Below are 15,576 nucleotides of genomic sequence, written 5' to 3'. Positions count from 1 at the left end.
CGCACATTGCGGGGCCTGTTGTTTTTCAGCTCATCTTCCTCGCCAGGGACCCGAGGCGTTCAACCCCCTCTTCCATCGCCTGATTCCAGACGCCGGTGCAGCTCAGCCGGATAAAGTTATTGTATTTCTCCTGGGTCGAAAAGATCGCCCCCGGCGCCAGACCAATCCCAATTTCGCGCGCCTTGAAGAAGTAATCGACGGCGTCAATTGTGGCGGGGAGCTCGACCCAGATCGATGCGCCGCCGTCGGGAAAGCTGGCGCGGGTTGTCGCGGGAAAGTGACGATGCAGGCTGAGCAGCAGGGATTCCATCTGGAGGTGGATGGCGCCACGCAGACGCCGCAGATGGCGGTCAAGATAACCTTCGCGCAAAAAAGCGGCGATCGTCAGCTGGGTGGGTGCGGCGGTGCAGATGTTGGTCGTGGTTTTAAGCTCGAGGGCTTTCGTGAGGTGGCGGCCGGGGATCATCCAGCCGACCCGGTAGCCAGGTGCGATAGTCTTGGAGAAGGATGAGCAGTAGATCACCTCGCCCCGGGTATCAAAGGCTTTACAACTGCCCGGGCGCTGCTCGCCGAAATATATCTCGCCATAAACGTCATCTTCAACCAGCGGAATGTTGCGTTCCGCTAGCAGCTTAACGATCTCGGCCTTCTTGGTGTCAGCGGTCAAACTGCCATCCGGGTTATTGAAGTTGGGCACCAGAATGGCCACACTGATGGCGAAGCGTTCAATGGCGCGACGCAGGTCCTGCGGTTCGACGCCGCTGGTCGATGACGGAATTTCGATCGCCCGCAGGCCGCAGTTCTCCAGTAGTTGCAACAGGCAGAAGTAACTGGGCGACTGGATCAGCACGTTGTCACCTGGCTTGGTTAGTGCGCGCAACGCGAGGGATAAGCCTTCCATTGCGCCATTGGTGATCAGGATCTCGTCCGGGGTAACGCTGATTCCGGCTTCGAGGGAGCGCAGGGCGATCAGACGCCGCAGGTCTAAATCGCCCGCTACCGGCGCGTAATCGAGAGCTCGAGCGGGATGGTTGCGCAGGCTGTTGTTCAACAGCCGCGCCAGGGTTTTGGCCGGCAGCAGCGCTTCGGCCGGACAAGCCACGCCGAAGGGAAGCAACTCTTTGTTCCCCAGGGCTTCAAGCACCTTCTGAATCAGGCTGTTGCGCGTGCCGATGGTCGGGACCATCGACGGTCGTGGTCGACTGGACGGCGCCGGCATTTGCAGGGCTCTGGGTGCCAGAAAAAAGCCCGAGCGCTCACGCGAGGCGAGGACCCCTTTCTTCTCCAGTTCCAGATAGGCCTGGCTCACCGTGGCGATGCTGACCCCGAGCTGACTGCTCAATTTACGTAAGGACGGAAGCTTGTCGCCGGGACGAATCGCTGCTGAATCGATCAGGGCCATGACCTGCTTTTCGACCCGCCGGTAGATAAATCCCTGTTCGCCCATGTGGCCTCCATTGTCATATCTGTTATGGTTCATTTTTAGCAATACTGTATCTGTTTTGTAAACAGATTTTACGGTTTGATGTCGACATCACATTGATGGAGGTAAAAGATGAAGACAATCGGATTGCTGGGCGGCATGAGTTGGGAATCGACGATCCTCTATTATGAAGTTCTCAACCGCGGAGTGCGCGAGCGTCTCGGCGGACTCCACTCGGCCAAGATTTTGCTGCACAGCGTTGACTTCGCCGAGATCGAATATTGCCAGGTCACTGGACAGTGGCAGAAAGCCGGGGCTCTGCTGGGTGCCGCGGCCTGCGGTTTGCAAACTGCGGGGGCCGATATGGTGCTGCTCTGCACCAACCTGATGCACAAGGTGGCACCGCAGATCGAAAGCCACATCCAGATCCCCCTCTTGCATATTGCCGACGCGGCCGGACGTGAGATTGTGCGTCAGGGATTAAAAAAGGTTGGCTTGCTCGGCGCGATTTACACCATGGAGGAAGATTTCTATCGTCAGCGGTTGCTGGAGAAGTTCGGCATTGAGGTCGTGATTCCGGCGCGAAAAGAGCGTGAGCTGGTGCAGCGGGTGATTTTCGAAGAGCTGTGCCGGGGTGAGTTTCGGGCTGAGTCCAAAGCCGCTTACCTGGCGATAATCGATGGGTTGAGAGAGCAGGGCGCTGACGGTGTGATCCTCGGATGTACCGAAATTCCGCTGCTGGTCAAGCCGGAAGATACCAGCCTGCCGTTGTTCAATACTGCGGCGCTGCATGCCGGGTACGCCCTCGAAGAGAGTTTAAAAGGCGAGTAGCGCTGGTTCGCAGAAGGATTTAAGTATAGGCTTCCAGTTGAAAAGTACAAAGCCCCGGTCAGAGTTCTGGCCGGGGCTTTGTGTCGTTGAGGTTGTTGAGAATCAGAGCTCTTTCGGCATGCAGACATTCGCCGCGTCGTGGACCCTGGTGCCGCAGTTGGTGCAGGCGAAACGCGGATTCTCAAATATTTTGTCAATTTCGGGATTGCGCTCCTTGCTGGTCAACTGACAGGCGTGGAGATCGCAATGTTCTTCCGGGTTTGTGCAACTGGCTTCAGTCATATTTATCCTCCCGAGGCTAAGGTGAGCGTTTTAGGGTAAAGTTGATTATAGCCGAAAAACCAATTGTCTGCTGTGCAGGAGATGCCTGGTCTGGCCTCAGGGAAAAATTCAACGTACTCTGTGCTTACGATATATTTAGGGGGTGTCCCATGACCTATACGCTCAAGGAACTGCTTGATGTCCCGCGGCTGAGAGTACTGCTGGACTCTCTCGACGAAATCCACAAGCTCCCCTCCGCCATTGTTGATATGAATGGCACTATCCTGACCGCGACCGGTTGGCAGGACCTCTGCACAAAATTCCACCGGATTAACCCTGAAACCGCAAAAAAATGTCTGGAAAGTGATTTGCACTTCGCCGCCAGACTGGATGCCGAAGATCCCCATGTCATCTACCGCTGTCCGATGGGACTGGTCGACGCAGCGATACCGCTCATTATTGAAGGCCAACATCTTGGCAACGTTTTCACCGGTCAGCTCTTAACTGCCCCGCCGGACGAAGCCTACTTTATTCAGCAGGCCCGCGAATACGGTTTTGACGAGATTGATTATCTGGCGGCGGTGCGGAAAGTTCCCCTGTTCTCTGAGGAAAAGCTGCGTAAGAATCTGACCTTTATCCATACCCTCACCCAAGTTCTGACGGAGCAGGGGCTGCTGTATAAAAGGAAATCTGAAAGCGAAGAGGCGCTGCGTGTTCAAAATAATGAATTTGTGGCCAGCCAGAAATTACTCAAAGAGAGCGAGGAACGCTTCAGGGCGCTGCATGACGCAACCTTTGGAGGTGTTTTCATTCATGAAAAGGGGGTGATACTTGACTGTAATCAGGGTCTGTCAAACATGACAGGTTTTACCAGTGATGAGCTGATCGGCATGGATGGATTTAAGCTTGTTACGCAAAATTCGCTTGGGCGGGTCCAAAGAAATATCGAGCAGGGTTATGATCTCCGTTATGAAGTTGAAGGGGTACGTAAGGATGGATCTGTCTATCCTCTGTCAATCCGGGGGAAAACCATTCCTTACAAGGGGCGGGAGGCGCGGGTCATTGAGTTTCGTGATATCACCGCGCGCAAAAAGGCTGAAGATGAATTAAGGACTGAACGCTTCAGGCTGTCCGAAGTGATCAGGGGTGCCGATATCGGCACCTGGGAATGGCACCTGCAGACAGGTGAAATAATACTGAACGAGCGCTATGCTGAAATGATTGGCTACCGGCGGGATGAATTTTCACCCTTCACGATCGATCTGCTGCGGGAGCTTGTGCACCCGGATGATTTGCCGGGCAGCTTGCCTCTGCTCGAGAAACATTTTAACGGTGAACTTGATTTCTACGAGTATGAGTTTCGGATTAAATGCAAAGATGGCCGCTGGCTCTGGGTCATCTCACGCGGAAAAGTCTCCTCCTGGACCGATGACGGCAACCCCCTGCTCATGTTCGGTACGCACACCGATATTGACCAACGCAAGCGACATGAAGAAGAACGTAAAACCATTGAAAAGCTCAACACCGTCGGCACCCTGGCTGGTGGCATTGCTCATGATTTCAACAATATTCTGGCCGGATTGTACGGCAATATTTCCCTGGCCAAAATAAAACTGGTCAAAGACCATCCGGCCTTCCGGTTTCTTGATGCGGCCGAAAAGTCGATGCGCCGGGCAACTCTGCTGACCAATCAGTTGCTCACCTTCGCCAAAGGGGGGGCGCCGGTTGTTGAGAGTGTAAATCTGGGGGAGCTGATCGAAGAAGTTGTCCAGTTCAATTTGTCCGGCAGTAACGTAAAACCGGTCATCAGTCTGGCAGAGAACCTGTGGCTGGCCCAGGCGGATCTTGGCCAACTGCAGCAGGTGTTTGGCAACCTGACGATCAATGCGGCGCAAGCGATGCCTGAAGGAGGGTATCTGTGGATCGAGGTGGAGAATACTGAGGTTGCAGAAAGTAATATCCAGTCTCTTGCTCAGGGAAGGTACATCCGGATCCGGGTGAAGGATAATGGAACCGGTATCGCCCCTGAACATCTGAACCGGATTTTCGATCCCTACTTCACCACCAAGCAGACCGGCAGCGGTCTCGGCCTGGCTACCATCTATTCCATCATCCATCAACATGGCGGGCACGTCAGCGTTGACTCACGGCTCGGCAAAGGGACGACTTTTACCCTCTACCTGCCGGCTTCTGAATTAACCGAGCTGCCGCAAAAAGAACCGAAGGTTGTTCTTGAAGCTCCGGAGCATACTGCCAGAATTCTTGTTATGGATGATGAGGAGATGATCCGCACCAGCATCAGCGCCATGCTGGAAGAGTTGAATTTTACCGTTGAGACTGCCGTTGAAGGTCAGCAGGCATTGGATACCTATCAACATGCGATGACAGTCGGGACCCCGTTTGATCTGGTCATTCTGGATCTGACCATACCCGGAGGGCTCGGCGGGAAAGACACCGCCGCAAAATTGTTGCAGATTGACCCTGCTGTGCAAATGGTCGTTTCCAGCGGTTATGCCGACGACCCGATCATGGCTAATTTTTCTGCATACGGGTTCAAAGGGGTTCTCGTCAAACCTTATCATCTCGACAAACTATCAGAGGTTATATCTCAGGCCTTGAGGAGTTAGTTTTCCCCCTTGCTGCAGTCCTGTTCACTCTTTTTTCTGGTCCGGGATATGGACTGTGCTTCAATCCTTATCCCCTGAAAAATATTTTGCCATATTAGTTAGATGGGCTCAACTTTGACATGTTTGAGTAAATCTATTATATCTGCGTTTATCATTTCTCTTGAGGATGAATCTGACGACACCTTTACGGATGTAAAAATCCAGGGCCTGATTTAATCATTATGAGATTAAAAAAAATTCTTGTTGTTGATGATGAAGTTTTTTTCAGGGATATCTTGAAAGAAGCCCTCCACGAACGCTATCAGATTATTGAAGGCGAAAATGGTGAGCAGGCGGTAGCTCTTGCCGAAGAGCATCAGCCAAATCTGATTATTCTCGATGTCATGATGCCGGATGGCAATGGGATCGACGTCTGCAGGATACTCAAGGCAAACGCCGCGACCCACAAGATTCCGGTCATTTTATTTACCGCCCTTTCAAAAAAAGAAGACATTGTCCTCGGATTAAAAGCCGGGGCCGATGACTATATTACCAAGCCGATTTGTCTTTCTGAAATTGTTGCAAGGGTTGATGCCCATCTCAGAACCAAGGATTACTATTCTGATCTGCTCCACAAGGACCTGCTACTGCTTCTGGAACTCGCGGAAAATATCTCTGCCATACGCAATCCCATGACAATCCTGCGCATCATTGTGGAAAAAATGTCAGCCATTATCGATGTCGCAAGGTGCTCTATCGTCAGTATCAACGGCAACGGGGATCTATACGTCAAGGCCAGCAATGATCTGGACGAGAATATGGAAATTCGGCTCGACTTGGCAAAGTATCCGGAAATTCGCAAGTCGCTTGAAACGAAGCGGGCCGTCATCGTCAATAACATTCAACAGGACCCACTGATGGATTCAGTGCGGCCACTGATTAAAGACCTGCGCTACAATTCTATTATTGTCATCCCGGTTCTTAAAAAAGAGAACATTATCGGAACCTTCTTTTTAAGAACAGCCTCGCCGTTCAAAGGTGGAATCACCGACAGAATTTACAAGGTCTGCCAGCTGGTTGCGAATATTTCGGCCAACGCGCTGGAGAATGCGATGCTTTTCGATACCATGAAAACCGCGCAGGAATACTTCGAAGAGATGTCCATTCGTGATGGTCTGACAAAACTCTACAACCATCGTCATTTTTACAATCGCTTGGAAGAAGAATTCAGCAGGGCTGACCGTTATAATAGTTCGTTGTCGCTGTTATTTTTTGATATTGATGATTTCAAACGGATCAACGATGTATATGGTCACGCCTGTGGTGATGAGGTGCTCAGGCAGATTGGCCTGCTGATAAAAATGGTGGCCAGAGATATCGACATCCCCGCCCGCTATGGGGGAGAGGAGTTTGCAATTATTTTGCCGAATACTTCGGCCGAAGGTGCTTTTGATCTGGCAACCCGGCTGCGTGCTACAGTAAAGGCTCATTTGTTCAGTTGTCTGAAGAACGATCATGTGACGATCAGTATCGGGGTCTCAACCTTTGCCCATAAAAATATCCCGGCTTTTGATAGCCTCGTTCATATGGCGGATGCCGCGATGTATAAAGCCAAGGCGCAGGGGAAGGATTGTGTTTTTCAAATCTGAGAGTCAACTTTTGCCGGAGCGTTTTTGCCTGGTTCATTAAAAAATATGCTGCTGGCATTGGCGACACAGGATATAGGGCAGACGTATCATGATGAGTCCCTGGCAGACCACTGCAGCTGGCGAATCGGGGGCCCGGCCGATCTGCTGGTCGAACCTGTCAGTATTGCCCAGATTATCACCCTGATCAGTTACACGCATAAGCATCAGATTCCGCTGGTGGTCATCGGGCAGGGGACCAATCTGCTGTTTGATGATGCCGGTCTGCGCGGGGTTGCCCTCAAGCTCGGTTCAGCTTTCTCCCGAATTCATATCGACGGAAATATTATCAGCGCCGAAGCAGGAGCCTGGGTGCCGCAACTGGCGCGACTGGCAATGCGCGCCGGTCTGGCCGGACTGGAACATTGTATCGGGATTCCCGGTACGCTGGGGGGGCTGGTATTGATGAACGGCGGCAGTCAGCGCAAGGGAATCGGTGAAAATATCCGCCGGGTCTGGCTGGTCGATTCTACTGGAAGGTTGCAGATCCGGTCACAGGCAGAATGCGATTTTGCTTATCGCAGCAGTGTCCTGCAAGGAGAGGCAGTGGTGGTGGTCAAGGCCGAGCTGGAATGTGCCGCGGGTGAGCTGGCAACCATCCGGCGTGAGATGGTCTGTGATCTGCGCGAGCGGCGGAGAAAGTTTCCGCGTAAAACCCCCAACTGCGGTTCGGTCTTCTTAAGTACCAGCAAGATGCACACAAGCGTTGGCCCGCCCGGTCAAATCATTGAAGCCGCAGGTCTCAAAGGCCTGCGCTGCGGCGCAGCCGAAGTCTCACAGCAGCACGCTAACTTTATCCTCAACACCGGCGGCGCCAGTTCCGCCGATGTCCTCGCCCTGATCGCCCATATCCGCAGAATCGTTTTGGATCAGATTGGTTTTGACCTGCACTGTGAGGTGCGTTATGTCAGTCCGCAGGGGGTGGTGATGCCGGCTGATCAGGCTCAAAAATAAAGGGCTTAGTGTTCAGCCGCGTTGAACACTGAGGTGCAGGGTGCGGATCTTACCATTTTTAAACAGCGGCAGAACCAGCAGGCTGCTGAGCATTTTGATCAGCGCCTGTCCCCAGATTGCCGGCCAGAGTGGACCGAAGGCCAACAAAACAAACACCAGCGAATCGAGGGGCGTCGAGATCAGATTGCTCAGGATCATGCGCTTTTCGAAGCTCCCCCTGGTGCCGCTGTAGATCAGCCAGTCACTGGTTTCGGCGACCCCGAAGGCGCAGACTGAGGCCAGCGCCAGCTGTTGATTGAAGGCGAAGGTGATCCCCGACGCGACCAGCATCCAGCCCCAGCAGCCGAACTTGCCATAGCGGTCCTGTACAAAGTCGCGCGCCGAAAAGGTCAGCCCGACCGCCACCGCCCCCGCCGGAAAGGTTACCCCGAGCACAGTCACAATGCCGAGGGTGTGGACCAGAATATTGGCCAGAATAATTGAACCGAGATAAAACGCAGCACTCATGTTTTAAGCTTTCCTGGAGACCCTCTAAACCAAGAGTCTGTCAGACTATCCATGAGCTGGCTGCAAATTCGACTGTTTGGTCCAGATTTCAGCTTCTCTTTGCCCCATAGCTATGGCTATGAGCTTGGAAACGAGCCAAAATCTGATCTTAAAGATCCGAATTTTCGTTTCAACCTGCATAGTCCGACAGATTTCTAGGTTATTTCGAGTAGTATTCAACGATCAGATTTTCAAGTGCCGGGCTCTGAATTTCATCGCGTAGCGGCAGACGTTTAACCCTGATCTGCAAAGTTTCAGGTTCAACCTCGAACCAGGGGTTAACCGCGAATCTGCGGCGCTCTTTCAGGCAGCCTGCGATCAAGGTGCTGGTCTTCTCATTCTCGCGCACACTGATGCTGTCTCCGGGTTTTACCTGGTATGAGGCGATGTCGACCCGGCGTTCGTTGACCCGCAGGTGGCCGTGGTTGACCAGTTGACGCGCCTGGGCCAGGGAATGGCTGAAACCGGCGCGAAAAATAAGGTTGTCCAGGCGGGTTTCCAGCAGGATCAGCAGATTGTCGCCGGTGACACCGGTTATCTGCTGGGCTTTGTGAAATACGCGACGAAACTGCTTCTCGAGCATGCCGTAGCTTAAACGCAATTTCTGTTTCTCGATCAGTTGCAGGGCGTAGTCAGAGCTTTTGTGACGTCTGGGCTTGGGCCCATGCTGGCCCGGGGCCTGATTGCGGCGCTGCAATAATTCGTCGTATTTGGGGTTGCCGAAAATGTTGACCCCGAAGCGGCGTACGATCTTTCCTTTGGGGCCGGTAAATTTAGCCATATCTTCTTCCGTTTCTCCTTGGGTTTTTGAAAACGGTTTTCATTCTTATTAAATATGACTGTTATTGTCAACTATTATTTGAATGCAGTATCTTTCTGTTTAACTCTTCTCCCGGTGGGAGAAGGTCGAATGAGGGGTGAAGGTCAGCTGATAGTCAGGATTTCATATTCGCGCAGCCGCCCTGCCACCGCGAGCTCAACGACGTCACCAACCTGTCTGCCGAGGAGGTTTTCGCCGAGGGGCGAGTCGGGGGTGATGACCATAATTTCCCCTTGCGGAAAGCTGAGCTTCAGGCCACCGGCGGCGGGACCGAGGAGAATCAGGCGCTGGTGCCCATCCTCATCTTCGAGCAGGACCAGAGCCCCCAGCCTGATCGGGTCATGGGGCGTAAAGTTTTTTGGGTCGAGCTGTCGAAAGCTCTCCATCGCCAGGCTGATCTCCTGGGCACGGTTGGCCTGCCCCTGAGCGATATAGGATGCCTCGATACTGAGGGTTTCATATTTGCTGTCAGGGATATTTTCGGCGTGGGTCGCCGCAGCATGCGCTGCGCTGGCCGCCTGCAGCAGCAGATCGCGGTCCGCTTTGAGCTGCGCGAGAATAAGGTTTCGGAGAGCGACTTTATCTAATCTGTCCATTTTATCCATGATATGCTCAATCTTTACCAAAGGCTGTACGCTCTCGGCTATATTAATTCTTTACCTGCGGAATCGCTGCCCAGGAGACCATTCCGGCACCTGGCTCCGGGTACAATCAGGCGTTTTAAGGGCCGTATTCTATTACGAAGGTTCTGACTATTGCCACGCACTTTTGTTCTGCTTCCCATATTCCTTCTGCTTCTGCTGGTTTCTCCGGTCTGCGCCGAAGTCCAGATCGCCTTGACCGGTCTGCCAAAAGAGCTGCAGCTGCAGGTTCTCGAAGCGATCGCGCTGCCGCCGGCCCTGAAAAACCCGGGGCCGCTCAACCCGCTGTGGCTTGAGCGCTATCAGAAACAACTCCCTCAGAAGGTTCACGATATCCTTGAGCCCTTCGGCTACTTTCACGCGGAGGTCAGCAGCCGTCAGGAGCCTGAGGGGGATAAGGTTTTGCTGCGAGTGCATGTCGATCCGGGGCCCGCTGTCCGGCTGGTCGAGCGTCGGATTGAGCTGGTCCCCTCAACTGCCGAGCGGCCGGATCTGGCGTTGAAAGATTTTCCCCTGAAAACCGGGGATGTGCTGCGTGAAGATCTTTACGAAACGGGGAAGGCTGAACTGCTCGCCCATGTGCAGGATCAGGGCTTCCTCGATGCCCGTTTTACTCGCCATGAAGTGCAGATTGATCGCGAGCTGAATCAGGCCAGAATCTTTTTGCAGATCGCCAGTGGCGAACGTAGCCGTTTCGGTGCGGTCAAGTTTAGCGGTGCCGATGAGTTTCCCGAACGGTTTTTACGGCGCTATCTGGCGTTTAAACCGGGGGATGAATTTTCTTACCGGCTGTTGGGCCGTACCCAGAAAAACCTGCGCGACTCGGATCGCTTTCGCAGGGTCCTGGTCATCCCCCTACCGGAAGAACGACAAGGGGTGAAGCTGCCGATCGAGATCGAACTTGAGCCGCGAAAACGCTACAGTCTGCGACCGGGAATCGGCTATGGCACCGACACTGGCGCGCGCCTGGCCCTGCGATACCGTGACGCCAACGTCTGGAAGCTGGGGCATACCTTTAATCTTGATCTGCTGGCAGCTCAAAAATCCCAGAGTTACACGGGCAGCTACGCTTTTCCCGGCTACCGCAATCTGAATACCGGGCTCAATCTGCAGGGTGGTTATCGCGCCGAACAGCTCGATAATTACAACAACAGCTATATTTTTTCTGAGGCGGAGCAGACCTACGGGTTTGGTGGCAGCCGGATTGGCGCGGTCTTTGTCCGAGCCCAGTACGAAAAGTCTGACATCTCAGCCGATTCGGTCTACACCGGGTTTTTGATGCCGGGTTTGCGCTACACAGAGGTGCAGCTCCCCGAAACCACTGGCAAGGGTTATGGCTATCACCTCAAGGGAGAAGTCCGGGGCAGCGACCAGCGCTTTTTCTCGGAGATCAGTCTGATGCAGCTTTTGGGGAGCGCCGATCTGTTCGTTCCCTTGCCCTTCCGCACCTCGGTGACTCTGCGAGGGCAGGTCGCCACAACGCTTACCGATCATCCCTTTGAAGAGATCCCTGCCTCTTTGCGCTTCTTCGCTGGCGGGGACCGTTCGGTGCGGGGTTATGCCTACCAGGCGTTAGGCCCTAAGGATGAAACCGGTGCGGTCATCGGCGGCGAGCATCTGCTGGCCGGTAGTATTGAACTGGGCAAACAGCTGGGGCAGCACTGGGGGGTCGCTCTGTTTATCGATACGGGGAATGCCTTTAATTCCTGGGATGATTACGTCCTTAAGTCCGGCGCCGGCGCCGGGCTACGCTATGGGACGCCGGTTGGTCCGATTCAGGTTGATCTGGCGACTCCGATCGGCGGCGAGAAGTTTTCACTCAGATTGCATATCGGGATCGGTTTCGGATGGTGAAAAAAGGTCGACTCATAGGGCTGCTGCTCCTGCTGCTGCTCGTCGGTCTGGGGGCCGGCGGTGGTTGGCTGCTGGCCACCCGCTCCGGAGCGCTCTGGCTGTTCAAACGGGTCGGCACCCAGACGGCGGTTAAGGTTGAGCTCGCCGATCTGAACGGCAGTCTGCTGGATGGGCTTGTGCTGCAGGGGGTCAAGGTCGCCTGGCCGGGGGGGCATCTGTTCGCTGACCAGTTGCAGGTTACCTGGCAGCCGTCAGCTTTGTTACAGCGGCGCGTGCAGATCGAACTATTAAAGGCCGGGCGCCTCGAGGTGCATCGCGCTGGTGTGGCGGAAAAACCGGCGGCCGCGCCGCTTGAAGCTGCTTCGATTTTGATCCCAGATCTCAATCCCCTGTTGTCGGCTCTGGGGGGTTGGTCACTGGCGCTGCACAGGGTAGAGCTTGATTCATTGCAACTTGTTGATGCCGGCGGGCAGACCACCCTGCTGCAGTTAGCTGGCAATATCCAGTGCAGCGCGGCGGAGCTGAACCTTTCAGGGGTGGAGTTCGGTGGCGATTGGGGGAACTGGACCGGGGATTTGAAACTGCGGGCCGACACCTCTCTCTTGAGCGGTCAGATCGGTTGGATCCTGCCCGCCCCCCTGGGACCGTTTGAAACCATCAACGCACGGCTTGCTTTGACCCGCACTCCGGCCGGAAAGTTGCGGGGTCCGGTGACCTTCACCAGCCAGGGTGAATCTTCCCCTGGTTATCGTCTGGCCGGGGATCTGCAACTCGATCTGGCCGGACTCGAACTGCACGGCCTGCAGTTTGATCGCGGCAGCAAAACCGGTGGAGTGGTCCGTGGCGACCTGCGGCTTGATTGGCAGTCAGAGTTCCGCTGGCAGGCTGATCTCGCGGTGACCGATCTCGATCTGCGGCCAGAGTTGGGGCATGCGACCAGTCTCGGCGGACAGCTGAATTTAAACGGACAACAAGACCGGTACGCCGGGCGCATTGAGCTGCGCAACGCTGCGGTTGGCTGGGAACAGTTGAATGTGAAGGGCGAGCTGAAGGGAGATGCAGGGCATCTGGGGCTAACCCAGCTGCAGGGACGCCTGCTGGGCGGCGATGTTGCGGGGGAGGCCGCCCTTGATTGGCGTGACGGGATTTCCAGCGTCTTCAAACTGCAGGGACATGACCTTCAGCTAAGCCGGATTCCCGAGGGACCGCAAGGGCGCGTCGATCTGCAGGTCGATGCCTGGCTGAAAAACTCGGCTGTCAGCGGCCTGCAACTGGGCGGGAGCGCGCAGGTCAGCAAAGGGGTTCTGCTGGGTCGCGATTTCAGCGGTGAACTGCGTGGCGACTGGCGGGGAGGTCGCCGACTGCGAATTGACAAGCTCGATCTGAACGGGGCCTGGGGACGGCTCAAGGCCGAGGGGGATCTCGCTAAACGGCTTTCCTTCAGCCTGAATCTGCGCGATGGAAAGGCGCTCTGGCCGCCGCTGGCGGGAGAGGGAGAGCTCGCCGGATGGCTGGCCTGGACCACGGATTGGCCGCATGGTGCAGTAAACGGGGAACTGAAAAATCTGGCTTATCAACGTTGGCGCATTGCCGGGTTATCGCTGGTAGGGGAACAGCCGGTGGCGACGGGTCCTGTCGATCTGCATCTGAAGCTGAGCGATGTGCAACGGGGCGAAGCTCGGCTGGCAGGCCTTGATCTGCAACTGCAGGGTCTGCCGAGTGCGCACCAGCTGCAACTGGCGCTGAAACAAGGAAACGCTCAGGCCCACCTGCAGGCGCAAGGTCAGTGGCAAAAGGATGCCTGGCGCGGTCAGGTTACGGCCCTTGAATTGAGCGCAGCAGAGACCGAAGCGTTCCGACTGGACCACCCTTTCGCCTTAAGTGTTGCCCCGGCGCAGGTTAATTTTGCTGAAATTCTACTGAAGGGGGACAAAGGTGGGCAGTTCCGCCTGGCCGGGGACTGGAGCCGGCAGGATGGCCGCCGTTGGGTTCATGGGGGCTGGGAACAGATCAATCTTGCCGCGCTGAACCCCTGGCTTTCGGGAGTTGAGCTCGCTGGCTTAAGTACCGGGGAGGGGAGCTTCAGCCAAGAAAAGAACGAGGGGGTTTCCCTGAACCTGCAGGCTGATTATGCCGGGGGGTTGATTTTTGACGGGCAGCGGCTACAGCTCGAGAAGGTGCAGCTTGCCGGGCACTGGGACCAGCAGGGTCTGGGACTCAATGTCGAGTTACAGGAACGCGCTGGTGGACGATTAATGCTGCGGGCCGCGTCGACAGCTGAGGTCGGACTTGCACTCCCGCCGCAGGTGAATCTCGAACTTGCCCTGCATGATCTTCCCTTAAGTCTGCTCAATCCGAAAATGCCACCGGGTCAGGAGTTTCGTGGCCTGTTGGCCGCCGATATTCGCGGTAGCTGGTATGTAGACGGTCATTTTATGCTGGCGGGCACGGGCGGCGTGAAGCAGGGGGCTTTTAGTTACCATGATGGACAGAGTCGGTTTGAGATCCCCATTGATCAGACCGAGCTGAAGTTCGATTGGCAGCAGAAGGGCCTGGACGCGACGATCAGTCTTGGCCTGGGGGAAGGCGATGGCCTCGCCGGTGACCTGAACCTGAAGCTCCCGGCGCGTTGGCCGCTGGAGCAGGTGGCGCAGGCCCCGCTTGCAGGAGAATTTAAATTTCATCTCGGCAAACTTGGCGCCCTGTCCTTGCTGGTTCCGGAGCAGCTTGCCGATTTCAGCGGCGAAATCGGTGGGGCGCTGAGGCTCGCCGGTTACCTGCAGAAACCGGAGTTTTCTGGTGATCTGCAGCTGCTGAACGGACGACTCAGTTTGAGTCAGTTGGGAGTCGTTCTGGAGCAGATCGGGTTAAAGGCTGTGTTCAGCGCCCAGAAACTCAGGATTGAGCAGATTGCCCTCAAATCAGGAGAGGGGCAACTGAAGGGAACAGGGGAGGTTCTGTTTGCCGGTTGGGCTCCGAAGGCGTTTGAGCTCGAACTCAAGGGCGATAACGTCCTGATTGTGAATCTGCCCGAATTGCGAATGGTTGCCTCGCCCGACTTGAAGCTGACCGGTAACGCCGCGGGTTTAAGCCTGGGGGGTGTATTGAAGGTTCCGGAGTTGCAGATTGTCAATTGGCATCCGACGGGGCGGGTCAGCCGCAGCGAAGACGTGGTGTATGTCGATCAGCTGCCTAAACCCGAAGCGCCGAAGACCTTCAAGCTGAAGCTCGATCTGGGGGTCGAACTGGGAGATCGGGTGGTGGTCAAGGATCGCGGGCTCGATGTGCGGCTCAAGGGGAACTTTCATCTGAACAAGGCTGAACAGTCCGGCGTTCTCGCCCGCGGGCAGATCGATATCCCCAGTGGGCATTACAGCGCCTACGGGGTCAAATTGCCGATCAGCAGCGGTCGATTATATTTCAACGGCGGACCGGCCGATAACCCGGCCCTCGACGTTGTTGCCACCAGGAAGATCGGCGAGGTCAGCGCCGGGGTCGCCGTGGGTGGCACCGCGCGTCAACCGGTGATCCGCCTGATCTCGGATCCGGCGCTGGATGATACCGATATTCTGTCGTATATTGTGCTCGGTCGGCCCACGCTGGGTAGCTCGAGTGATGTCGGTGCCCTCAGCCTGGCCGCAGGAGCGATCCTGTCGGCCGGAGATTCGGCCAGCTTTCAACAACGTCTGCAGAATCGCACCGGGATCGACGTCATTAATGTCAATGCCGGGTCTGCGGGAGGGCTTGAGGGTGCCGTTGTGACGGTCGGGAAATACCTGACCCCAGAGCTTTACCTGAGTTACGGGCGCGCTCTGGTGAGCAGTGCCAGCCAGCTGCAGTTGCGGTACAGCCTCAGCAAACGGGTCGATATCGAATCCCAGTTGGGTGAGGTGAGCGGTGCTGATATCTATTACAAGATCGAGTTTACGAAAATTAAATTTTTGGGAGACTAAAC

11 protein-coding genes are annotated in these 15,576 nt (G+C 55.4%); 6 read left to right on the top strand and 5 right to left on the bottom strand.

Annotated features, from left to right (window positions below; all coding sequences use genetic code 11):
* Positions 1-25: 25 nt before the first annotated feature.
* Complete coding sequence (locus D888_RS0116300; RefSeq protein WP_020677640.1) at positions 26-1,447, bottom strand: aminotransferase-like domain-containing protein; 1,422 nt, start codon at positions 1,445-1,447, stop codon at positions 26-28.
* Positions 1,448-1,555: 108 nt separating this feature from the next.
* Between D888_RS0116300 and D888_RS0116295 the strand changes: the two genes are divergently transcribed.
* Positions 1,556-2,254, top strand: a complete 699-nt coding sequence (locus D888_RS0116295) for an aspartate/glutamate racemase family protein (protein WP_020677639.1) — start codon at positions 1,556-1,558, stop codon at positions 2,252-2,254.
* Between the two features lie 102 nt (positions 2,255-2,356).
* On the opposite strand, the gene D888_RS22070 is transcribed toward D888_RS0116295, so the two are convergent.
* The gene (locus D888_RS22070) at positions 2,357-2,536 is read right to left on the bottom strand and encodes a hypothetical protein (RefSeq protein ID WP_020677638.1); all 180 of its coding nucleotides are present in this window, start codon (positions 2,534-2,536) and stop codon (positions 2,357-2,359) included.
* Positions 2,537-2,685: 149 nt separating this feature from the next.
* On the opposite strand from D888_RS22070, the gene D888_RS23370 reads away from it, so the two are divergent.
* The 3 genes from D888_RS23370 to murB all read left to right on the top strand — a co-directional run bounded on the left by D888_RS23370 (position 2,686) and on the right by murB (position 7,760).
* Complete coding sequence (locus tag D888_RS23370; protein ID WP_020677637.1) at positions 2,686-5,142, top strand: PocR ligand-binding domain-containing protein; 2,457 nt, start codon at positions 2,686-2,688, stop codon at positions 5,140-5,142.
* Positions 5,143-5,363: 221 nt separating this feature from the next.
* Entirely contained in the window at positions 5,364-6,770 is a 1,407-nt protein-coding gene (locus tag D888_RS0116280) for a diguanylate cyclase (protein WP_020677636.1), read from the top strand.
* 24 nt (positions 6,771-6,794) lie between these two features.
* Complete coding sequence (gene murB, locus D888_RS0116275; protein WP_245555021.1) at positions 6,795-7,760, top strand: UDP-N-acetylmuramate dehydrogenase; 966 nt, start codon at positions 6,795-6,797, stop codon at positions 7,758-7,760.
* 12 nt (positions 7,761-7,772) lie between these two features.
* Here the strand turns inward: murB and D888_RS0116270 are convergent, their stop codons facing one another.
* The 3 genes from D888_RS0116270 to D888_RS0116255 form a co-directional block, all read right to left on the bottom strand.
* Positions 7,773-8,267: a VUT family protein gene (locus tag D888_RS0116270; protein WP_020677634.1), complete on the bottom strand. Its 495-nt coding sequence runs from the start codon at positions 8,265-8,267 to the stop codon at positions 7,773-7,775.
* A 199-nt stretch (positions 8,268-8,466) separates the two neighbouring features.
* Positions 8,467-9,087 (bottom strand): 30S ribosomal protein S4, encoded by a 621-nt coding sequence (gene rpsD, locus D888_RS0116260; RefSeq protein WP_020677632.1) that lies wholly within the window; start codon positions 9,085-9,087, stop codon positions 8,467-8,469.
* Between the two features lie 143 nt (positions 9,088-9,230).
* Positions 9,231-9,722 (bottom strand): GreA/GreB family elongation factor, encoded by a 492-nt coding sequence (locus D888_RS0116255; RefSeq protein ID WP_033423745.1) that lies wholly within the window; start codon positions 9,720-9,722, stop codon positions 9,231-9,233.
* 159 nt (positions 9,723-9,881) lie between these two features.
* Between D888_RS0116255 and D888_RS22060 the strand changes: the two genes are divergently transcribed.
* Complete coding sequence (locus D888_RS22060) at positions 9,882-11,621, top strand: autotransporter assembly complex protein TamA (RefSeq protein ID WP_020677630.1); 1,740 nt, start codon at positions 9,882-9,884, stop codon at positions 11,619-11,621.
* The gene (locus D888_RS0116245; protein WP_020677629.1) at positions 11,615-15,574 is read left to right on the top strand and encodes a translocation/assembly module TamB domain-containing protein; all 3,960 of its coding nucleotides are present in this window, start codon (positions 11,615-11,617) and stop codon (positions 15,572-15,574) included. The genes D888_RS22060 and D888_RS0116245 overlap by 7 nt, the downstream gene beginning before the upstream one ends.
* The last annotated feature ends 2 nt before the right edge of the window (positions 15,575-15,576 follow it).

The sequence above is a fragment of the Geopsychrobacter electrodiphilus DSM 16401 genome, from assembly GCF_000384395.1.
GTDB lineage: Bacteria > Desulfobacterota > Desulfuromonadia > Desulfuromonadales > Geopsychrobacteraceae > Geopsychrobacter > Geopsychrobacter electrodiphilus.
The sequence above is the reverse complement of the archived record's forward strand: the minus strand, read 5'-3'. Positions and strand labels throughout refer to the sequence as shown.